Annotated in this window: 26 protein-coding genes; 16 read left to right on the top strand and 10 right to left on the bottom strand. The window is 63.6% G+C overall.

Going from position 1 to position 20,345, the window contains the following annotated elements:
• Positions 1–12: 12 nt before the first annotated feature.
• Positions 13–312 carry a putative quinol monooxygenase gene (locus tag GM658_RS22580; RefSeq protein ID WP_155456316.1) on the bottom strand — a complete coding sequence of 100 codons (300 nt, stop codon included), beginning with the start codon at positions 310–312 and terminating at the stop codon, positions 13–15.
• Between the two features lie 107 nt (positions 313–419).
• Here GM658_RS22580 and GM658_RS22575 point away from each other — a divergent pair, with 107 nt between their 5' ends.
• Positions 420–1,376: a GlxA family transcriptional regulator gene (locus GM658_RS22575; RefSeq protein WP_155456315.1), complete on the top strand. Its 957-nt coding sequence runs from the start codon at positions 420–422 to the stop codon at positions 1,374–1,376.
• 6 nt (positions 1,377–1,382) lie between these two features.
• On the opposite strand, the gene GM658_RS22570 is transcribed toward GM658_RS22575, so the two are convergent.
• Together GM658_RS22570 and GM658_RS22565 are read right to left on the bottom strand one after the other, a co-directional pair.
• Positions 1,383–3,785, bottom strand: coding sequence for a CehA/McbA family metallohydrolase (locus GM658_RS22570; protein WP_155456314.1), 2,403 nt, complete (start codon positions 3,783–3,785; stop codon positions 1,383–1,385).
• Positions 3,786–4,009: 224 nt separating this feature from the next.
• Entirely contained in the window at positions 4,010–4,453 is a 444-nt protein-coding gene (locus tag GM658_RS22565; protein ID WP_155456313.1) for a universal stress protein, read from the bottom strand.
• 127 nt (positions 4,454–4,580) lie between these two features.
• On the opposite strand from GM658_RS22565, the gene GM658_RS22560 reads away from it, so the two are divergent.
• The 6 genes from GM658_RS22560 to GM658_RS22535 are packed head-to-tail and all read left to right on the top strand — an operon-like array spanning position 4,581 to position 8,665.
• Complete coding sequence (locus GM658_RS22560; protein WP_155456312.1) at positions 4,581–5,597, top strand: ABC transporter substrate-binding protein; 1,017 nt, start codon at positions 4,581–4,583, stop codon at positions 5,595–5,597.
• The gene (locus GM658_RS22555; RefSeq protein WP_155456311.1) at positions 5,594–6,175 is read left to right on the top strand and encodes an SCO family protein; all 582 of its coding nucleotides are present in this window, start codon (positions 5,594–5,596) and stop codon (positions 6,173–6,175) included. The genes GM658_RS22560 and GM658_RS22555 overlap by 4 nt, the downstream gene beginning before the upstream one ends.
• Positions 6,172–6,600 (top strand): cupredoxin domain-containing protein, encoded by a 429-nt coding sequence (locus GM658_RS22550; protein ID WP_155456310.1) that lies wholly within the window; start codon positions 6,172–6,174, stop codon positions 6,598–6,600. The genes GM658_RS22555 and GM658_RS22550 overlap by 4 nt, the downstream gene beginning before the upstream one ends.
• Positions 6,588–7,346 (top strand): ABC transporter permease, encoded by a 759-nt coding sequence (locus GM658_RS22545; protein ID WP_155456309.1) that lies wholly within the window; start codon positions 6,588–6,590, stop codon positions 7,344–7,346. The genes GM658_RS22550 and GM658_RS22545 overlap by 13 nt, the downstream gene beginning before the upstream one ends.
• Positions 7,336–8,064 (top strand): ABC transporter ATP-binding protein, encoded by a 729-nt coding sequence (locus tag GM658_RS22540; protein WP_155456308.1) that lies wholly within the window; start codon positions 7,336–7,338, stop codon positions 8,062–8,064. Before GM658_RS22545 ends, GM658_RS22540 begins: the two co-directional genes overlap by 11 nt.
• Position 8,065: 1 nt before the next feature.
• Complete coding sequence (locus tag GM658_RS22535; RefSeq protein WP_155456307.1) at positions 8,066–8,665, top strand: glutathione S-transferase family protein; 600 nt, start codon at positions 8,066–8,068, stop codon at positions 8,663–8,665.
• On the opposite strand, the gene GM658_RS22530 is transcribed toward GM658_RS22535, so the two are convergent.
• On the bottom strand, positions 8,662–9,417 hold the full coding sequence (locus tag GM658_RS22530; protein WP_155456306.1) for an AraC family transcriptional regulator: 756 nt from the start codon (positions 9,415–9,417) through the stop codon (positions 8,662–8,664). The two genes, GM658_RS22535 and GM658_RS22530, sit on opposite strands and share 4 nt — an antisense overlap.
• Positions 9,418–9,518: 101 nt before the next feature.
• Here GM658_RS22530 and GM658_RS22525 point away from each other — a divergent pair, with 101 nt between their 5' ends.
• From GM658_RS22525 to GM658_RS22500, 6 genes are read left to right on the top strand one after another with little or no spacing between them, the layout of a single operon-like run.
• Positions 9,519–10,463: a 4-hydroxyproline epimerase gene (locus GM658_RS22525; protein WP_211841913.1), complete on the top strand. Its 945-nt coding sequence runs from the start codon at positions 9,519–9,521 to the stop codon at positions 10,461–10,463.
• Positions 10,464–10,465: 2 nt separating this feature from the next.
• Positions 10,466–11,587, top strand: a complete 1,122-nt coding sequence (locus GM658_RS22520; RefSeq protein WP_155456304.1) for an NAD(P)/FAD-dependent oxidoreductase — start codon at positions 10,466–10,468, stop codon at positions 11,585–11,587.
• Entirely contained in the window at positions 11,580–11,876 is a 297-nt protein-coding gene (locus GM658_RS22515; protein ID WP_155456303.1) for a 2Fe-2S iron-sulfur cluster-binding protein, read from the top strand. The genes GM658_RS22520 and GM658_RS22515 overlap by 8 nt, the downstream gene beginning before the upstream one ends.
• The gene (locus GM658_RS22510; protein WP_155456302.1) at positions 11,873–13,162 is read left to right on the top strand and encodes an NAD(P)/FAD-dependent oxidoreductase; all 1,290 of its coding nucleotides are present in this window, start codon (positions 11,873–11,875) and stop codon (positions 13,160–13,162) included. The genes GM658_RS22515 and GM658_RS22510 overlap by 4 nt, the downstream gene beginning before the upstream one ends.
• 1 nt (position 13,163) lies before the next feature.
• Positions 13,164–14,075, top strand: coding sequence for a dihydrodipicolinate synthase family protein (locus GM658_RS22505; protein WP_155456301.1), 912 nt, complete (start codon positions 13,164–13,166; stop codon positions 14,073–14,075).
• A 22-nt stretch (positions 14,076–14,097) separates the two neighbouring features.
• Entirely contained in the window at positions 14,098–14,841 is a 744-nt protein-coding gene (locus GM658_RS22500; protein ID WP_155456300.1) for a YoaK family protein, read from the top strand.
• On the opposite strand, the gene GM658_RS22495 is transcribed toward GM658_RS22500, so the two are convergent.
• From GM658_RS22495 to GM658_RS22475, 5 genes are all read right to left on the bottom strand, one after another.
• On the bottom strand, positions 14,838–15,242 hold the full coding sequence (locus tag GM658_RS22495; RefSeq protein WP_155456299.1) for a universal stress protein: 405 nt from the start codon (positions 15,240–15,242) through the stop codon (positions 14,838–14,840). The genes GM658_RS22500 and GM658_RS22495 overlap by 4 nt on opposite strands.
• 60 nt (positions 15,243–15,302) lie before the next feature.
• On the bottom strand, positions 15,303–15,719 hold the full coding sequence (locus tag GM658_RS22490) for a DoxX family protein (RefSeq protein WP_155456298.1): 417 nt from the start codon (positions 15,717–15,719) through the stop codon (positions 15,303–15,305).
• A 99-nt stretch (positions 15,720–15,818) separates the two neighbouring features.
• Positions 15,819–16,277 (bottom strand): bacteriohemerythrin, encoded by a 459-nt coding sequence (locus tag GM658_RS22485; protein ID WP_170298919.1) that lies wholly within the window; start codon positions 16,275–16,277, stop codon positions 15,819–15,821.
• Between the two features lie 71 nt (positions 16,278–16,348).
• Positions 16,349–16,687, bottom strand: a complete 339-nt coding sequence (locus tag GM658_RS22480) for an ArsR/SmtB family transcription factor (protein WP_229417022.1) — start codon at positions 16,685–16,687, stop codon at positions 16,349–16,351.
• Positions 16,684–17,160, bottom strand: coding sequence for an SRPBCC domain-containing protein (locus tag GM658_RS22475; protein ID WP_155456296.1), 477 nt, complete (start codon positions 17,158–17,160; stop codon positions 16,684–16,686). Before GM658_RS22475 ends, GM658_RS22480 begins: the two co-directional genes overlap by 4 nt.
• A 125-nt stretch (positions 17,161–17,285) precedes the next feature.
• On the opposite strand from GM658_RS22475, the gene GM658_RS22470 reads away from it, so the two are divergent.
• Positions 17,286–18,026 carry an SDR family oxidoreductase gene (locus GM658_RS22470; protein WP_155456295.1) on the top strand — a complete coding sequence of 247 codons (741 nt, stop codon included), beginning with the start codon at positions 17,286–17,288 and terminating at the stop codon, positions 18,024–18,026.
• Here the strand turns inward: GM658_RS22470 and GM658_RS22465 are convergent, their stop codons facing one another.
• The gene (locus tag GM658_RS22465) at positions 18,027–18,446 is read right to left on the bottom strand and encodes an NUDIX hydrolase (protein WP_155456294.1); all 420 of its coding nucleotides are present in this window, start codon (positions 18,444–18,446) and stop codon (positions 18,027–18,029) included.
• 229 nt (positions 18,447–18,675) lie between these two features.
• On the opposite strand from GM658_RS22465, the gene GM658_RS22460 reads away from it, so the two are divergent.
• A complete protein-coding gene (locus tag GM658_RS22460) occupies positions 18,676–19,908 on the top strand; it encodes a porin (protein WP_155456293.1) in 1,233 nt (410 codons plus the stop codon).
• Between the two features lie 13 nt (positions 19,909–19,921).
• Positions 19,922–20,344 (top strand): type 2 periplasmic-binding domain-containing protein, encoded by a 423-nt coding sequence (locus GM658_RS22455; protein WP_155456292.1) that lies wholly within the window; start codon positions 19,922–19,924, stop codon positions 20,342–20,344.
• Position 20,345: the final 1 nt, after the last annotated feature.

Below are 20,345 nucleotides of genomic sequence, written 5' to 3'. Positions count from 1 at the left end.
GAAGACCGGTCTTTAGGCGGCTTTCAGGCCCAGCACCTCGATCGGCTCAATGCTTGGCGGGGTGGCAAACAGCTCGGGCGCTTGCGCCATCAGGGCCTGCGCGATCGGGCCGTTCAGATGGCCCTGGCGTGCGTCTTCGGTTTCAAAGGCGTCGAACACGCCGAACACGCGTTCGGACAGGCGCAATGCGAACCAGTATTTGGTGCCCGGTTCCTGTTTGGCCAAGGCCAGGCCCGTGTGGAGGATGTCGGCAACGGCCGATTCCTTGCCTGGCTTGGCTTCGAAACGGGCGAACAGTGCGTATTTGATCATGTCTATCTCCTGGTTGGATTGATCGCGAAATTGCGATAGGGAGACTTTACTGGCGCCACACTTGCCGTTAAATTGGCGAGATTGACATCTTTGGTATCAATCGCGCCATGAATATCACCGTACTTGCCCTGGAAAGTGTGTTCGACACCGGGCTTGCCGCCGTGCTGGATGCTTTCACGACTGCCAATGAGCTCGCACCGATGCTGGCGGCGCCGCAGCCGCAATTCCACGTCACGCTGGCCGGCCTGCGTCCTGTCGTGCGCAGCGCGCAAGGCCTGGTTTTGCCGATCGTGCCATGGAGCTCGGCGCCTGCGCCGGACCTGGTGATTCTGCCGGCCATCGGCCACAAGATGCCTGCGCCACTGCAGGCCGCACTGGCATCGAGCGAGGTGGCCGACGCTGGCGCCGTCCTGCGCGGCATGGCAGGGCAGGGCGTGCGTATCGCCGCCGCCTGCATCGGCACTTTCGTGCTGGCGGAGAGCGGTTTGCTGGATGGGGAAGAAGCAACGACCACCTGGTGGCTGACGCCCCTGTTCCGCCAGCGTTATCCTGCGGTGCATCTGGACGCGCAGCGCATGGTGGTCGCGTCAGGCCAGTTCATCACCGCCGGTGCGGCCCTCGGCCACCTGGACATGGCGCTGGACTTGATCCGGCAAGCCAGCCCGGAACTGGCCGCGATGGTGGCGCGCTACCTGGTGGTGGATTCCCGGCCGGCACAATCGGCTTATGTGATTTCGGATCACCTGGCGCATGCCGATCCGCTGATAGCGAACTTTGACCGCTGGGTAAGGCAGCATCTTGCGCAAGGCTTCAACCTGGAAGCGGCGGCAGCGGCGCTGGCCACCAGCAAGCGTACGCTGGCCCGGCGCCTGCAGGAGGTACTGGGCAAGACGCCCGTCAATTATGTCCAGGACCTGCGCGTCGAACGAGCGGTCCACCTGCTCAAGACCAGCGGCCAGAATATCGACCGCATCGCCGAGCAGGTGGGCTACCGCGATGGTGTGACCTTGCGTACCTTGTTGCGGCGCAAGCTGGGCAAGGGCTTGCGGGAGATACGCAATTGATTCCGGTTACTGCACGTTGAGCGTCACGTCATCCACGATGAAGGAGGTCGCCACCGAAGTGCCTTCCACGCCTTCAAAGTAGATGCGCACCGTCTGGCCCTTGTAGGCGCTCATGTCGAAAGTGCGCTGCACGTAGCTCGTCCCCTTGTTCAGGTTCGAGTACGTAGCCAGCGTTGCCAGAACGGTGCCGCTGCTGTTGCGCACCTGGACTTTCAGCGTATCGTAGGCCTGGGTGCTGGTGGTTTCGGCGGAGTCGATCAGCAGGTAGAAGCTGAGGGTGGCCGTGGCGGCGGTCGACGGAATGCTTACCTGCTGGTACAGCGTGTCGGTGTGCGCGCTGCCGTAGCCGTTCAGCCATGCCTTCCAGGTGCCGGTGTGGGCCGACTCGGTGGCGTCGTTGGTGATCACGCCGCTGGTGGCGGTCCAGTTGGTGGCGCCCGATTCGAAGCCGCTGTTCAGCACCAGCTGCTGCGCGGTGACGTTGTTGACGCTGAAGTTGACCGCCGCCGATGTGGCGCTGTTACCGGCCGCGTCGTAGGCCTTGGCAGTCAGCGAGTGGGTGCCGTTGGACACGCCGCTGGAATTGAAGGCGTAAGTCCATGGCGAGGCGGTGTCGGTGCCTTTCAGCACGCCGTCCACGTAGAACTCGACCTTGGTCACGCCCACGTTATCGCTGGCGTTGGCCGTGAAAGTGATGGTGCCGCTGCTGCCGCTGCTGCTGGCGCTAACGGTCGGCGCCGTGGTGTCGCCGCCGCCGCCGGCGCCCTGGGTCACCCACACCGGCGCCGACCACAGGATGTTGCCGTCCGACTGGGTCACCTTGGCATAGTAGAAGTGCGCGCCGTCAGTCGGGGTAATGGTGGTATTGGCGCTGGATGCGAGCAGGGTCACGGTGCCGTTGCGGCCAGGGACGCCTTCATAGAATTCGGAGGTCGATACCGTCTTGCCGCTGCTGCTGCTGAAATTGGCCACCAGGTTCAGCGTGCCGGTATTGCTGAAGCGTTCGCCCATCATGTGGCCGTTGGCGGTCAGCACCAGCTGCGAAGTCTTGTCCATGGTCGCGAACACGCGGCGGGCGCGGATAGCGTCCATGAAAGCGGTGGTGGAGAGCGCGGTGCCGCTTGGGATCAGCACGCCGGTGCGGTTGGTGTAGGAAGCGCCCCAGTTGGCGCAGTGGTTGTCCTGGTCGGTGCTGAAGGCGACGTGGTAGCCCGCTTCCAGCGCCTTCTTGCAGGCGCCTTCGTAGTTGCTGCGGCTCGTTTCCGTTTCGCTGGTGTTGGTGGAGAAGGCGGAAGTGTTCATCACCTCGCATAGCGCCATCGCTTCGTCGCCGTCGGCGGTGTAGCCGAGCGGAACACCGTTGACGATGAACTGGCCGCTGGTCGACGGGTGGTTGAACTGGCCCAGCCAGCCGCGCTGTTTCATCAGGGTGTACAGGCTGGCGTAGTCGCTCTTGGCGGTGTAGGTGTCGGCGATCAGCTGGCCGGAGCTGTTGCTCTCCCAGCCCAGCAACTCGTTCGAGTTGAAGATGTTCATATGGCCGCCATTCGAAATGACGCCCCATTCCATGCCGTAGATCGCCAGGAAATCGGGGTTGGCGGCGTTGAAGTTGGCGGCCATGGACAGGCCGGACTGGTACAAGGCCTTGGCGGTGGCCGGATCGGCGGAAGTGTTGGTGGAATCCGAACCGTCGTACATGTGGTTATGTTCGGACGCCATCAGGAAATCCAGGCCGCGCGACTTGGCGAAGTTGAAGGCGTCGGTCGGGCTGTAGGCGCCCGATTGCGGGTTTTGCGCGCCCACGCAGCTGGCAAGCTCGCCGCCGCCGTCGCTATGGTTGGTCTGGCTGTGCAGGTTGCCGAAGTAGACGGTGTAGGGCAGGGAGGCTGGCGCTGCCGCGATGGACATCGTGGCCGGTGCATCGGCCTTGGCTTGCTGCTGGCCGATGGCGATTTCCCATTCCTGTTCTTCCACCTCGCCTTTGGCGGCGGCCAGGCGGCGCAGGACGGCGTCGGCGCCGGAAGCGATGCCGCGCTGGGCGTCTTCCGACATGGCGCGCAGGCGCGCCTTGTAAATACCGTCCGGCAGGGCGTTGCGGCGGTTGCGGCCAGCCCAGTCAATGTTGACGGAAACCGGTTTGTCCTTCAACTGTTCAACCCCGGCCCAGCGTTCGACTACATTACCCTTCGGATCGACGACCTCCAGCACCCAGCTGACTGCCTGTGCGTGTTCGGCGTGCGGGAAGCTGAATTCGAGCTTGAAGCTGCGTGCTTCGTTGGCGCCGGCGGCAGCGCGGTAAGGCGCATGCAGCGTGGCTTCGAATTCCTGGTGGTCGGCGATGGAGGCCTGTGCGGTACCGATAGTGGCCAGTGCCGCGGCGAGTGCGAGCTTGCGAAATGCGAAGGTCATGGTTTTTCCCCGTGCTGTGATAATGCGCGAGAATATGCGGCAGCACGGGTGTTACGACAAATACGGAAAACCTTGCGGATTAAGACGGTCGCTTTATAAACCGGTTTGAATTGTCTCATTCTGGACAGGCGTCGCCGTTTGTCCAGATTTGCATGCGTAGTGTGACGTAGGCGTCATAAATCTCCTAGCATTCGCTGTGTGGCCTGTGGCGTATTAACGTCAGCTTATTGCGGACGGAACACCAGTACCGGCACCGGCGTGTTGAGCAGCACGCGATGCGTTTCGCTCCCGAGCAGCATGCCGCGCACGCCTTTGTAACCGTGAGTGGCCATGGCGATCAGGTCGCAGCCATAGTCGAGCGCCGTCGCGACGATGGTGTCGAAGGGCTGGTCGGAGCGCCGCTGCACGACGTCGCAAGGCACGTTGTAGTCGGCGGCGACTTGGGCCACTTCGTCCAGCACGGCGGCTGAATGAACTTCGCTGTCTTTCAGGTAGACGCCACGCGTGTCTTCCAGGATCTCGGGATGGTAGGTGAAGATATGGAACTCCGGGATCACATGCAATGCCGTGACACGGGCGCCAGCTTCCTGCGCGAACTTGATGGCTGAATGCAGGGCGGCGCCGGATGCCGGCGAGCCGTCGGTCGGGAAGAGGATATGTTTGAACATGGCATGCTCCGGAATGATCGATACGTCCAGTTTCAGCGCCCGCCGCGCTGCCAGCCATGATCTGGGTCAAGTCCTAATTTAGTAGGAATACTACATTCCGGCGCTGAGCTGATGCTAGAATATTCAAATGTCAACCGCATCTGAACACGAACATCTCATGCGCAGGCGCCAACTGCTTGGCGGCGCACTGGCACTGCCGGCCATTGGCCTGGGCGGCGCCTTGTTGCCGTCGCTGGCGCGGGCGGCCGATCCCCTGGTGGTGGGCGGCCTGCCGGTCACCTGCAACCTGACTTTGCCGATCGCCTGCAGTGCGCGCGGCGGCGCGTTCGAGTTCAGCAAATACAGCGGCTGGCCCGAAATCAAGGAATCCTTGATGACGGGCCGCATCCAGGCCGCCTACATGCTGGCGCCGCTGGTGATGGACCTGGCCGACAGGAAGATTCCGCTCAAGATCGTCTCCCTGGGCCACCGCTCGGGCGCTGTCATCATGGTGCGCACCGATTCGGCCTACAAGCGCTTTTCCGACCTGCGCGGCAAACGCATTGCGATTCCAAGCCGCTTTGCGGTCGACTTCCTGTTCCTGCGCAAGATGCTGGCGCGCGAGAAGATGTCGCCCAAGGACATACAGATCATCGAGATGGCGCCGCCCGACATGCCGGCCGCCCTGTATGCCAATGCGGTGGACGCCTACTGCACCGGCGAACCGTTCGGCGCTGCGGCCCAGAAGGCCGGTTATGCCCGTCCGCTGGCGATGACGCGCGACGAATGGCGCAACTACATCTGCTGCGTGCTGACCGTGCGCGAAGAACTGATCAAGTCCAACCGCCCGCTGGTGCAGGACCTGGTCAATCATGTCCAGTCGGCCGGCAACTGGCTCGACGCGACGCCTGCCAACCGCGCCAAGGCCGCCAAGATTGCCGCCACGCGCAAGTTTTTCAACCAGGACCCGAAAGTGATCCAGTTCGTGATGGACAATCCAGCCGACCGCGTCACCTACGGCGACTTGCGCATGATCCGTTCGGAATTCGACGAGCTGATGAACCTGTCGATCGAGGCCGGAACGCTCAAGCGCCCGGTCGCATATGAAACCTATGTCGACGAAAGCTTCGTCAAGTCCATCAAGCCGGTAAGCATTTCCCTATGATTCGTCGCAGCCTGTTCGCACTGCTGCTGGCCGCAGCGGGCCTTGCCCACGCCGCAGACAAACTGAAATCCGGCACCTTCGATCCGCCGCGCATGGCGCCGCAGATTGCGCAGAAAGCCGCCGATGGCCAGGATTTTGCGCTCGACAAATTCCGCGGCAAAGTCGTGGTACTGGAATTCGGCTACACCAGCTGTGCCGACGTGTGCCCCGTGTCCCTGGCCCTGTTGAAGCAGGCCCGCGAACGCCTCGGCCCCCTGGCCGGAAAACTGCAAGTGGTCTTCGTCACGGTCGACCCCGAGCGCGATACCGGGCCGAAACTGAAGGCTTACCTTGAGCAGTTTGATCCGAGCTTCATCGGCCTGACCGGCAGTGAGGCACAGATGGCCGCCATCCGCAGCGCCTACGGCATCACGGCGACGAAGAAAATGGTCGAAGGCAGCAAGACCGCCTACACCATGGGCCATTCGTCCTACCTGTACTTCATCGACCCGCAAGGCAGGCTGCGTGCGCTGATGCCGTTCGGCCGGCCAGCCGACGACATCGTGCATGACGTGACCTTGCTGGCGCAGGGCAAATGAAGCGCTGGCCGGCCGCCGTCGCCATCTTGCTGCTGGGCGGGGCGCTGGCCTGGAGCGCATTCGCGCCGATCCATTCCGCCTCGCGCGACGCCCTGTTCGAAATCCCGAAAGGTACCTGGGAGCGCCGCATGGCGGGCGAAAAGGCCGAGATCCTGCCCGATACCATCAACCTGGTGCTGGGCGTGAACGACGTGCTCCTGCTGCGCAACAGCGACACCGTGCCCCAGGTGTTCGGTCCCGTGCTGATCATGCCGGGCCAGGATTTCCGCCTGCCGTTCGAGCAGGCGGGAGATCATCCCTTCGCCTGCACCGCCCACGCCAGCGGCCAGATGACGGTGGTCGTCAAGCCTATGCCGCAAGCCGGCTGGCAGCGGCTGCAATGGCGCCTGCAAACCCTGATATCGAAAGCCGCATGGAAAGACTGAACAAGATATGGCCGCCGCTGGCGGTCCTGGTGGCGATTGTCGCCGTCTGGTGGTGCGTGGTGGTCGCCACCGACAGCCTGATTTTCCCGACTCCCCTGCAAGTGGTCACCGGCACCATGGAACTGATCGAAGATGGCAGCCTGTGGGAGCATATCGGCGCTTCGCTGATGCGGGTAGGCATAGGCTTTGCGCTGGCCGTAGTCGTGGCGATTCCTATGGGGCTCTGGATGGGACGGGTGGAAGGGGCCTTCCGCACCCTGAATCCGGTATTCCAGATCCTGCGCCCGATCTCGCCGATCGCCTGGATTCCGGTGGCGATCCTGTGGTTCGGCGTCGGCAATGCTTCTCCGGTCTTCCTGATCTTTATCGCTGCCGTGTTCCCGATGATCGTGCAGACCGCGGCTGGCGTGCATACCATTGAAAAGCGCTACCTGCGCGCGGCGGAGAACTTCGGCGTATCGCGCGCCAAATTGTTCCGCCAGGTGGTTGTCCCGGCGGTTCTGCCGGAAATCATCGTCGGCATGCGCATTTCGCTCGGCGTGGCCTGGCTGGTGGTCGTAGCGGCGGAAATGATTGCGCTGCGCTCCGGCCTGGGCTACCTGATCATCGATTCGCGTAATGCCGGCAACCGCTATGACCTCGTCATCGCCGGCATGATCATCATCGGCCTGATTGGCCTGGCACTGGACGGCGCCATGCGCCTGCTGGAAAAACTCAAAGTCGTAAGGTGGCGCTATGGACACTAAGATTGTCGTCAACCAGGTCAGGAAGAAGTTCAACGCATTGCCGGTCGTCGATGGCGTCGATTTTTCCATCGCCGACGGCGAATTCGTCGCCATTGTCGGCCCGTCGGGCTGCGGCAAGTCGACGCTGATGAAAATTGTGGCCGGCTTCGAGCGTCCCGACGAAGGCTCGGTGACGATCGACGGACAGGCGCTGAAGAAGCCAAGCCCGAAAGGCATCGTGATTTCGCAGCACGGCTCCGTCTTCCCGTGGCTGACGGTGCAGCAGAACCTGATGTTTGGCTTGAATGACAACGACCATGGCGACAAAGCCGCGCTGGCCGACCATTACGCCGACATGGTGGGCCTGAAAGGATTCGAAAACGCCTACCCGCACGAACTGTCCGGCGGCATGCTGAAGCGCGCCGAGATCGCGCGTGCGCTGGTGGTCAAGCCCGAGATCCTTTACATGGACGAGCCATTCTCCGCGCTGGACGCGCTGATGAACCTCAAGATGCGTAACGAGCTTCTGCGCGTGCTGTCCGAAGAGCGCCACACCGTGCTGCTGATTACGCATGACGTGGAGGAGGCGATCTACCTGGCCGACCGTATTCTCGTGCTCTCGCCGCGTCCTACCCGCATCCAGGCCAGCTTCAAGGTGGAGCATCCGCATCCGCGCAAGCTGTCCAATCCCGAACTGCAGCAATTGAAAGAAGACATCCTCTCGCAACTGGGCCTGTAACATGCTGAAACTCATTGGCAAACACACTTCGATCAATGTGCGCAAAGTGCTGTGGACGCTGGCCGAAACCGGCCTGGCCTATGAGCGCATCGAATGGCAGCCGGAGCATGCCACGCTGAATCCGAACGGCCTGGTGCCGGTCCTGGTGGATGGCGATTTCGTGCTGTGGGAATCGAACAGCATCTGCCGCTACCTGTGCGGCAAAGCAGGGCGCCACGACCTGCTGCCCGCCGATCCGCAGGCGCGCGCCCGCGTCGAACAATGGATGGACTGGCAGGCCACCGACCTGAATGCTTCGTGGCGCTACGCCTTCATGGCGCTGGTGCGGCAACGCGCCGCTTTCGCCGATCCCGCCCAGATCGCCGCCAGCGCCGAGGCATGGAACCGCAACGTCGGCATCCTCGACCGTCACCTTGCCGCGGCGGGACCTTTCGCCGCCGGCGCGCAGTTCACAGTGGCCGATATCGTGCTGGGCCTGTCCCTGAACCGCTGGCTGATGACGCCCATCGAACGTCCCGCCTACCCGGCCATCAGCGCCTACGTTGAGCGCCTGCTCGAACGTCCCGGCTACCGCGAATTCGGCCGCAACGGCATCGCTTAAGCTTCGCGCAGCAGTAACCGGTATTCGCTCGGCGTGACGCCGACGGTGGCGCGGAACTGGCGCGTGAAGGCGCTATGGTCGGCGTAACCGCAGGCCTGGGCGATGTCGGACACGCTGTCGTCGCCGGCCAGCAAGCGTGAGGCCGCCTCCAGCCGCGTCTTGATGATCATCTGGCGCGGCGTAAGGTGGAAGATGCGCTCGAAGTAGCGCTCGATCTGCGCCACCGACATATGCGCGGTGCGCGCCAGCTGCGGCAAGGTCAGGGTTTCGCCATATTTTTCGTGGATCAGCCGGACCGCATCGGCCACCTTATGGTAGGCCGGATTCTTATGGTCGGCCATCGCCAGGTCGCGCGACACGCCGGCCAGGCCGACGATGGCGCCATGCGCATCGCGCAGGGGCCGCTTTTGCGTCAGGCACCAGCCGGGATCGCGGTTGGGGTAGAGGTGCAGCTCGAGCTGGTCCTCGATCTGGATGCCGGCATCGAGCACCTGCTGGTCTTGCGCCTGGAAGCGCTGGCCGAGGGGGGCGGCAAACACCTCGTTGGCGGTCTTGCCCAGCAGGCCGGCCTTGTCTTTCATTCCGCAGCGGCGGGCCAGGGTCTGGTTCACCACCACATAGCGCCCGCCACGGTCCTTGATGAAGAACACCACGTCCGGCAAGGCGTCGAACAGGGGCTCCGAAAAGAATACGTCGCCGATTCTTGCAGCCAGGTCGCTGCGCGCCGCGCTATGTAAAAGGTGTGCCGTCATGCCGTTCTCCCGATGAATTTGTTCATTTTTACACGATTGTGCAGATTTCGTCACCATCGGCAGCCTTGCGATGCAAGACGGCGGCCCCGGGAAGGCATAAGATGGCAAGCATGAAAACCATAGCCATTATCGATTCCCACACCGGCGGCGAACCGACCCGCCTGGTGATAGACGGCGGCCCGGATCTGGGCGGCGGCCCCCTGAATGAGCGCCTGTCGCGCTTCCGTAACGAGCATGACGGCTTCCGCTCCGGCGTGGTGTGCGAACCGCGCGGCTCGGACGTGCTGGTGGGTGCGCTGCTGTGCGAGCCGCATGCAGCCGATTGTGCCGCAGGCGTCATCTTCTTCAACAACGTCGGCTATCTCGGCATGTGCGGTCACGGTACCATCGGCCTGGTCGCCTCGCTGGCTTTCATGGGCCGCCTGAGCGCCGGCGTGCACCGCATCGATACGCCGGTGGGTGTGGTGGAAGCGCAGCTGCATGAAGACGGCAGTGTTACCGTGAACAATGTGCCTTCGTGGCGCAAAGCTGCCGGCGTGCCGGTCGACGTGCCAGGTTACGGCGTGGTGCGCGGCGATATCGCCTGGGGCGGTAACTGGTTCTTCCTGGTATCCGACCATGGGCAGCAGCTGGACCTGGCCAATGTGCGCGAGCTGTCGGCCTACACCACCGCAATCAAGGATGCGCTGGAAGCGCAGGGCATTACCGGCGACAACGGCGCGCTGATCGACCACATCGAACTCTTTGCAGATTCCCGCAGCGGTTTGGGCGACAGCCGGAACTTCGTGCTGTGCCCGGGCAATGCCTACGACCGTTCGCCTTGCGGCACCGGCACCAGCGCCAAGCTGGCCTGCCTGGCGGCTGACGGCAAACTGGCCGAGGGCGAAGTCTGGCGCCAGGAAAGCATTGTCGGCAGCGTGTTCGAAGCGTCTTATCGCCGCGATGGCGAGCGTGTTCTGCCTGGCATCCGCGGCAAGGCCTGGGTGAATGCCACGTCGACCCTGGTGCTGGACCCAAGCGATCCATTCGTGTGGGGCATTCGTTGAGCATGCAACCGGACGTCCTGATCGTCGGCGCGGGGATTATCGGCGCGGCCTGCGCCGATGCCTTGTCCGCGCAGGGCTTGCGCGTGACCGTAATCGAGCGCGATGCGGTCGGCAGCGGCGCTACGGCGGCCGGCATGGGCCACCTGGTGGCCATGGATGACAATGCGGCCGAACTGGCCCTGAGCTCCCATTCGCTGGAATTGTGGAAAGACCTGGTCGAATGCCAGCCGCAGCGCCATGAATACAGCAACTGCGGCACGATCTGGGTGGCCGCCGACGACGAAGAACTGGAAGCGGCCCGCGCCAAGGCTGTCACCATGTCCGCACATGGATTGCAGTGCGACGTGATCGGCGCCCAGGAACTGTACCGCCTTGAGCGGCAGTTGCGGCCCGGATTGGCCGGCGCCTTGCTGGTACAGGGCGATGGACTGGTGTATCCGCCCAAGAGCGCGCGCATTCTGCTGGCGCGGGCGGTAGCACGCGGCGCATCGCTGGTCATGGGTGAAGTCGTGGCGCTGGAGCAGGGTGGTGTTGTGTTGTCCGACGGCTCACGCGTGTCGGCCGGCCAGATCGTGCTTGCTGCCGGCACCCGTTGCCTGTCGCTGGCGCAGGACCTTCCGCTGCGTCCCAAAAAGGGCCACGTCATGATCACGGACCGCTATCCTGGCTTCATCCGGCACCAGCTGGTGGAGCTGGGCTACATCAAAAGCGCCCACGCCTCCGAAGGCGAGTCTGTGGCGTTCAACCTTCAGCCGCGCCCGACCGGCCAGGTGCTGATCGGGTCCTCGCGCCAGTTCGATACGGTGGACATGGCGGCTGAACCATCGATGATGGCGCGCATGCTGGCCCGCGCGGCCGAATACACGCCTGCGCTGGCGGGCCTGAATGTGCTCCGCTGCTGGACCGGCCTGCGCGCCGCCACGCCGGACGGCTTGCCGCTGATCGGGCCGGACCCGTCGCGCCGCAACGTGTGGCTGGCAACCGGCCATGAAGGGCTGGGCATCACAACCTCGCTCGCCACGGCCGAACTGCTCGCTGCGCAAATGACCGGCAGCCGGGCCGGCATCGATATGCAGCCCTACCTGCCGAGCCGCTTCGGCGGGCAGGGGAGGGCATATGGCTGATTTCATCACCTTGACCATCAACGGCCGCAGCACCTCGGTCGCTCCTGGAACCACGGTAGCCGCCGCGATTGCGATCGCTGCTGCAGCGCCTTCCGCAGCGCGCTTGCCCGGCGGCGAGGCGGCGGCCGGCATCACGCGCCGCTCGGTCGGCGGGAAATTGCGCGCCCCCTTGTGCGGCATGGGCGTATGCCAGGAATGCCGCGTAACGATCAACGGCCGGGCCCACGTGCTGTCCTGCCAAACACTTTGCCTGCCGGGCATGGACGTGCAGACAGGAGCGGCGGCATGACGCAATTCTTCGACATCCTGATTGTAGGCGCCGGCCCCGCAGGCCTGGCGGCAGCCTGCGCAGCGCTGGGCGCCCAGGCGAGCGGCGGCAACGGCGCACTCCGCATCGGCATCATCGACGACAACCCGTTCGCTGGCGGCCAGATCTGGCGCGGCGGACCGGCGAAACACCAGGACCCGCGCGCCCGTCAACTGTGGCAGGCGCTGGAGAACGCCAGCAACGTCGCCCTCCTGCCCGGCACCCGCGTCCTCATGCAAACCCGGCCCGGTGAACTGCTGGTACAAGACGCCGAACAAGCAGGAACACTGCGCTACAACCAATTGATCCTGGCAACCGGTGCGCGGGAACTGCTGCTGCCGTTCCCGGGCTGGACCTTGCCCGGCGTAACCGGCGCCGGGGGATTGCAAGCGCTGGCAAAAGGCGGCTATCCCGTGCAAGGCAAACGCGTGGTCGTCGCCGGTACCGGCCCGCTGCTGCTGGCCGTCGCGGCCACGCTGCAAGAGCGCGGCGCCGACGTCGTAGCCATCGTTGAGCAAGCAGGCTTGCCGGCCCTGGCAAGTTTCGCAGCGGGCCTGGCGCTGACGCCATCGAAAGCCACGCAAGCGATCCAGCTCGCGGCGAAACTGCGCGGCATACCATATTACGCCAACAGCTATATCACTGCGGCGCGCGGCGACGACCAGCTGCAATCAGTGCAGGTGCAGCGCAAAAGCGGCCAGCTGGGCATCGATTGCGACTACCTGGCCTGCGGCTATGGCCTGCTGCCAAACACGGAACTGGCGCGCGCCGTTGGCTGCGATATCGAGCAAGGCGCCGTCAAGGTGGACCTTTGGCAGCGCACCAGCGCAGGCAACGTGCTGTGTGCGGGCGAGGGCACGGGCGTCGGCGGTGTCGACCTGGCCCTGGTAGAAGGCCGCATCGCCGGCCTGGCCGCAAGCGGCCGCGCCAGCGAAGCCCAGGCGCATTTCGCAGAACGCGACAAGTGGCGCGGCTTCGCAGCCCGCCTGGCGCGCACCTTTACCCCGCGCGCGGAACTGCGCACGCTGGCGCAGCCCGACACCATCGTCTGCCGCTGCGAAGACGTGTGCCACGAAGAGCTGCGCACGCAGCCAGGCTGGCGCAGCGCCAAGCTGCATACCCGCTGCGGCATGGGCCCATGCCAGGGCCGCATCTGCGGCAACGCAACCGATTTCCTGTACGGATGGCGTCCGGACGCCGTGCGTACACCGATCTCGCCGGCACGTGCCGGCAGCATTATCACCCTCGAACCTCACAAGGAGACTTGAAATGGCAGCAATCAAATGGGAAGGCGTATTCCCTGCAGTAACCACCAAATTCCACGCGAACGAGGAACTTGACCACGCAGAAATGGAGAAGCACTTCTCCTTCATGATCGACAGCGGCTGCCACGGCCTGGTCACCTGCGGTTCCCTGGGCGAAGCCAGCACCCTGTCCTTCGAAGAGAAGCTGGCCGTCGCCAAGACCGCCGTTAAAGTCGCCAACGGCCGCGTGCCCGTGCTGGCCAACGTCAGCGAAACCCGTACCGCCAACGCCGAACGCTATGTGCAGGAAGCGCGCGACCTGGGCGTGGACGGCTTCATGGTGATGCCTTCCGTGCTGTACGCAGCCGACGCCTTCGAAGCCAAGGCCAACCTGCGCACCATCGCCAAAGCCGCCAAGCTGCCGATCATGGTGTACAACAATCCGGTCACCTACAAAGTCGACCTGACCCCGGCCGACTTCAAGGAACTGTCCGACTGCGAAGAGCTGGAAGCGATCAAGGAATCGACCGACAACATCCGCCGCGTGACCGACCTGCGCAATGCCGTGGGCGACCGCTACGCCATTTTCATGGGCGTGGACGACCTGTCCTTTGAAGGCCTGGCCGTTGGCGCCGACGGCCTGCTGGCCGGCCTGGTGGTGGCCTTCCCGAAAGAAACCGTAGCCCTGTATAAGCTGGTCAAAGCCGGCCGCCTGGCCGAAGCCCTGAAGCTGTACCAGTGGTTCATGCCGCTGTTGCACCTCGACGTTTCGAGCAAGCTGGTGCAAAATCTGAAACTGGTGGAAGCACTGGTCGGTGCCGGCAACGAAAACGTTCGCCGCCCGCGCCAGCCACTGCGCGGCGCTGACCGTGAATTCGTGGTGCAAGTGGTGCAGCAAGCACTGGCAACCCGTCCTGACGTCAGCGCTTACCTGTAAGGACGAGCCATGCCGGGGACGAATGCCGATCAACTACGTAAGACGCCTGACAGGGCGGCAACGCGCCGCCCAGGCTAATCGCCACCTCGGCGTCGCCCTGGCCTTCGTGGCCGGGGCGGCAAATGCAGGCGGCTTCCTCGCCGTCAAGCAGTACACCTCCCATATGACAGGCATCCTGTCGTCCGCCGCCGACAGCCTGGCGCTGGGCGCCTTCGATACCGCCGTCGATTGCGCCGGCGCCTTGCTGGCCTTCCTGGCCGGTGCGGCCAGTTGCGCCGTCATGGTCAATTTTGCACGCCGCCGCCAGCTTCACAGCGAATTCGCCTTGCCGCTGCTGGTGGAGGCGGTTCTTCTGCTGGCTTTCGGTGTGATGGGCACGCGCCTGCAGGCAATCGACGTGATCGTGCTGCCAGCGACGGTGATGCTCCTGTGCTTCATGATGGGATTGCAGAATGCCGTCATCACCAAGCTCTCCAACGCGGAGATTCGCACCACCCACATGACCGGCATCGTGACCGACCTCGGGATCGAGGCTGGCAAGGCCCTTTATTGGAACCGCGACGGCCAGGCCGTGCCGCGCGTGGCGGCAGACTGGAAACGCGTGCGCATCCTGGCCTCGCTGGTGTCGTCCTTCTTTATCGGCGCGGTGGCGGGGGCCTTCGGCTTCAAGGCCGTTGGCTTTGGCGCCGTATTGCCGCTGGCCTGCGTGCTGCTGGCCATGGCCGCCGTGCCGATTTACGACGACCTGGTGGCTGTCCGCCGTTAGCCTTCGCGGAATACCAGCACAGGAATCTTGCTGTGCGTGAGGACCTTCTGCGTCTGGCTGCCCAGCATCAGGCTTGCCAGGCCGCTGCGGCCGCGCGAAGCCATTGCAATCAGGTCGCAGCCGCGCTGCAGGGCGGTGGAGATGATGGCGGCATGCGGCTGGTCGGCATGCACTTCAATCGTGGCGCAGTTCACGTGCAAGGTGGCGGCCTGGCGCGCGATCTCGGCCAGGATGGCGTTCTCCGCCTGCTGCGCGCTGACGCTGGCCAGTGCCGGCTCCTCCGGAAGCACGTGAACCGCCGTGACGCGGGCGCCGCTTTCGCGGGCCATGCGCAGGGCGGCGTTCACTGCCAGTTGCGAAGCGGCGGAACCGTCGCTTGGAATCAAAATGTGGCGAAACATCAGTCTGGATCTCCTTCAGATGCTGCAGTCTAAAGTGTCCCGCCACATGTCTGCAAGCGATCAGGCAGTGCGCAGGGCGCCGGGTTTGCGGCGGGCGTCGAGGCTCAGGCTGCCGGCGCCGAACGCAGCGATCTGCAGGAAGCCACCGGCCATCGCGATGTTCTTCATCAGGTGGATCATCTGGTTCTGGTCACCGACTGCGCCGTGGAAGATCACGCCAGTAATGAGCGAGAACGCAGCCAGCCCCAATGCGACAGGGCGGGTGTACTGGCCGAGCACCAGCAGCAAGCCGCCAATCACCTCAACGCCGATGGCAATCGCCAGTCCCAATTGAGGGAAGGGCAGGCCCATGGCACTGATATAGCCGATGGTCGCTGCCGGGTTGGCAATCTTGCCGAAACCACTGATCAGGAATATGGCGGCCATGAGGAGGCGGGCGGCGAGTGGCAGGTAAGCGGTATTGGTCTGGTTATTCATGGTGTGGCTCCTTCGGGGAAGATGTTGTCGATGAAGTCATCTTATGCCTCATCGACGTATTCCGGAAGCCAATATATTTAGATGTGATCTATCGTCAATTCAGATGGATTGCTGCTCCTGGAGCAGTAGTGCCAGCTGTTGCCTTAGTTTGGCGTTGGATGGCTGGCTATGCGGGTGGCTGGTGTTTTCCACGGCCACCGCCAGCGGCAGGTCCATGGCGCTCAGGTGGCCGAGGAACCAGCGTGGCAGGCGCTCCAGCAGGGCGCGCGCACCGGAAGGATCGCTTTGCGCCACGGGCAATGCATGCTGCAAAGCTTCCAGCGCGCGGCGGTGCGCGGCGCGGTGCTCGTGATCGGTGGGGTAGTACAGCTGGTCCATCAGCGCTTCTTCTTCCGCGAAATCGGCGGCCAGGGCGGAAAGCAGCTCGTTGATGCGGGCCGGCAGCGAACTATCGCCCGCATCGATGGTTGCGTGGATGGCTTGCAGCAAGGCGCGGTGGGAAGCATCCATCTCAGCCACGCCGGTTTCCAGCAGGGCGCTCCATTCGAGGCGTTGCATCGTGGTCTCCTTGTCTATTGCGCCAGTTTCGCCCGGCGTGAGCTTGGAATCCATGACGCAGATCAACTAGCTCAAGGATCCTCGCGCAGGATCTCTTCCAGCTGGCTGAAGCGGCGCGCCCATAATTGGCGGTGCCGGCCGACCCATTCTTCCAATGCGTCCAGCCCATCCGGGTCCATTGCGCAAAACCGTACGCGTCCGCGCTTTTCGGTCTTGAGCAGGCCGCAGGCCTCGAGGATTTGCAGGTGCTGGGCTACGGCTGTAAGGCTGACGCCCAATGGCTGCGCCAGCGCGCTGACGGTGAGCGGACCGTGGGCGAGCAGGTCGACGATGGCGCGGCGTGTCCCGTCGCCCAGGGCGGCAAAGATGCGGTCCGCCTGCTCGCCGCGCGCGACGCGCGATTTCATCATTTGGCGAGTTCGCTCATCAGGCGTGCGATCAGCTTTTGCCAGCCCTCCTTGCGCCGTTCAGGCCCGTCAGCGCCTTCGAAGTAGGCGGATTGGTGGTTGAACAGAAGACGTGTGCCATCACGGCCATCGGCTTCAAACTGGAACGTTGCAAGCGAGGCTGAGAAACGGTGTTCGCCAAACGCCATGGTGGATGCCATGACGATGCGGCGCTCCGGCACGATGTCGAGAAAAACGCCCTCATGTATCAGTGCTGCGTTGCTATACGGGTTGCCGGCCTTGAGCCGGAAACGCGCCTGCTCGCGGCCACCGACTTCGAATTGCATCGCGAAGTGCTCAACGTCGTGATCGAGGCCATCCGCGAACCAGCGCCGTTTTTGGACTGGATCGGCAAACGCGGCAAAAACCCGGGAGGGGGGCTTAGGAAGCGCTTGTTCGAGTTCGAAAGCCGCGTGCTGAATGATTTCGTCGCTCATGGTGATATCTCCATAGTGAAGTTGCGACTTCAGTTTAGGGACGGAACGCTGAAAGTCAAGTGAAGACTTCAGTATTGTGGCCGTGGTAATCTCGGCCTACATTTGGGCATTGGAAAACCAGACATATGAAAAAAATACTGATCGTTACAGGCGGCAGCCGCGGCATCGGCGCTGCCATTGCCCGCCAGGCTGCGGCGGTTGGCTGGGTAGTCGCCGTGAATTACCAGCGCGACGCAGCTGCTGCAGCGCGTGTGGTGGCGGAAATTGAAGCGGCCGGCGGGCGGGCATTGGCGGTACAGGCCGACGTGGCGTGCGATGAGGATATCGAGCGCCTGTTCGCGACGGTCGAACGCGAGCTGGGACCGGTGACGGGCCTGGTGAATAACGCCGGCATGACGGGCGGACTTGGCAAGTTTGGCGATACCAATCCGGCCATTGTCGAACAGGTGTTCCGCACCAACGTTCTGGGCCTGATGCAGGCCAGCCGCCGCGCGCTGCAGGCGTTTCGCGCGCACGGGCAGGGCGGGGTGATCGTCAACATCAGCTCCACGGCTGCAACGGCGGGCAGCCCGAACGAGTATGTGGCGTACGCAGCCAGCAAGGCGGCGGTGGATACCTTTACCATGGGCCTGGGTAAGGAAGTGGCGCCGGAAGGCATCCGCGTGTGCGGGGTTGCGCCGGGTACTACCCAGACCGACATCCACACCACTTCCGGCGATCCGGGACGCCCGGCCCGGGTGGCTGCGCGCATTCCGATGCTGCGCGTCGGTGAGCCGGATGAAATTGCGGAGGCGGCAGTGTGGCTGTTGTCGCCGGCGGCGCGCTACGTCACCGCCACCACGATCCGCGTTTCGGGCGGCGCCTGATCACCACTCCATCGAGAGCAGCCGCGATGCCATGCGCGGCCAGCACAGCGAACTGAGCTCTTCGCGCGAGGCCCAGCGGAAGCCGTCCGCTTCCGGCGTGGGCTCGCCTGTGCGCTGGTGCGGGAAGAAGCTGGTGCAGCGCAAGTGGTCCAGGCTGCACAATTCATCGCCAACTTCCACCTTGAACAGGTGCAGCTGCTTGTTGGGGCGATAGGTGAATTCGCCCAGATCCTCAAAACGGCCGGCGTCAAAATCCAGGCCGGCCTCTTCAAACAGCTCGCGCCGCGCCGCTTGCAGCGGCGTCTCTCCCTCGTCCTGCAGGCCTTTGGGGATGTCCCAGCTGGCCGTCCCGGTGACGTGGCATAGCAACAGCTGGCGGGCTGAATTGACGACCAGCGTGCCGCAGGAGATTTGCTGCATGTTATTGATTCCTTTGCTTTTTTATACTTTTTACTGTTTCCCAAGAGATAGTGAAAGTACTCTAGGGAATTGCTCGACAGTTACAAACCACTGTTATAAAGTGTGAGAATTCGGTAGCCCCGCCCCCGCTGCTTATTCTTTTCTACTCCATTCCTAAACCAAAGCGAACGCATGCTGCAAAGCAAGCGGCGCCGAGTTATTGCCGACGTTTCTTGCCAAGAATGCCATTATGCCAAAGCTGCACCTGACACCCATCCTGATCGCAGTCAGCGGGACACTGCTGCTGCAGTCGTTCGCGCATGCCCAGGAGAGCGGCTGGACATTCGGAGGCTTTGGCACGGTGAGCGCCGTTCATTCAAGCGAGAAACAGGCGGATTTTTCGGCCAATCCCTTAAATCCTGGCACGGCCGGGGCGACAGACAACTGGAGCTATGGCGTCGATAGCCGCCTAGGTACCCAGCTTTCCTATAACGGCGGCCACTGGTCGGCGGTGCTGCAGGTGATCGCCGAGCGCAACCTCACGCATTCGTGGACCCCGGTGGTGGAGTGGGCCAACGTTCAATACCAGGTAACGCCGGAATTGAGCCTGCGCTTTGGCCGCATCGCCTTGCCGCTGTTCCTCTCGGGCGATTATCGTAAGGCCAGTTACGCGCTGCCATGGGTGCGTACGCCGGTCGAGCTGTATGGCGCGCTCCCGATCAGCAATAGCGATGGCGTCGACGCCACCTACCGCTGGAATGCCGGTGAAGTGAAGAACTCCACCCAGGTGCTGTATGGCAGCACCAAGCTGCGCCTGTCCGATACGCTCCACGCGTCCGCCCACCACCTGGCCGGCATCTCCAATACCAGCACCGTGGGTGCGCTGACCGTGCGCGCCACCGCCATCAAGGGCGAGCTGGAAATGTTGCTGGCAGAGGACCTCTGGTCGGCGCTGCGCCAGTTCGGCCCGCAGGGCGAAGCCCTGGCGCACCGTTATGAACCGGACCACAAGCGCGCGTCCGTGCTGAGCATCGGTGTTTCCTACGATCCGGGCAACTGGTTTGTGATGGGCGAAGTGGGGCGCATCAATGCGCGCTCCTTCCTGGGCGATAAGACGGCCGGCTATGTCAGCGGCGGCTACCGCCTGGGCAGCTTCACGCCGTACGCCACCTTCAGCAAGGTGGTGGCGAACAACCCGACTCGCGTGGACGGCCTGGATTTGTCCGCGCTGCCGCCGCCGTACGTGCCGGCGGCCCAGCGCGTGAACGGTGAACTGAATGGCCTCCTCAGTACGATCGCGGTGCAGGACAACACCAGCGTCGGCGTGCGCTGGGACGCCACCGGCAACACTGCCTTCAAACTGCAGTTCGACCACGTGCGTCCGCGCGATGGCAGCAGCGGCACGCTGGCAAACATCCAGCCCGGCTACCGCTATGGCCGCAGCTTCGGCGTGATCAGCGCCTCGCTGGACTTCGTTTTCTGAGAGGGGCCTTGCCATGATCGGGAAACTCCTTTGCTGCCTGATGTTAGCGCTGCTAGCCGGCGCTACCGCCGCTGCTGAACTGGTGGTGGTGGTGTCGGCGCACAGCGCGATCACGACCTTGCGCGCCGAACAGGTAGCCGACATCTTCCTTTCCGAGGCCACGCGCTTCCCCGATGGCGGCGAAGTGGTAGCGCTCGATTTGCCAATTGGCTCGCCGCTACGCGACGACTTCTACCTCAAGGTCGCCAACCGCACGCCCGCGTTGATGAAGGCTTACTGGACCAAGAAGATATTCACCGGCCGCGGCCAGCCGCCGCGCGAACTGCCCAACAGCATGGCGGTGCGCAAGCTGGTGGCCGATAATCCGACGCTGATCGGCTACATCGAACGCAGTGCGCTCGATGCCAGCGTGCGTCCAGTCCTGGTGGTGCATTGAT

Origin of the sequence: Massilia eburnea, assembly GCF_009720745.1 — a bacterium.
In the GTDB taxonomy this organism is placed as follows: Bacteria; Pseudomonadota; Gammaproteobacteria; order Burkholderiales; family Burkholderiaceae_D; genus Rugamonas; species Rugamonas eburnea.
This window is presented reverse-complemented; position numbering and strand designations above follow the sequence as displayed.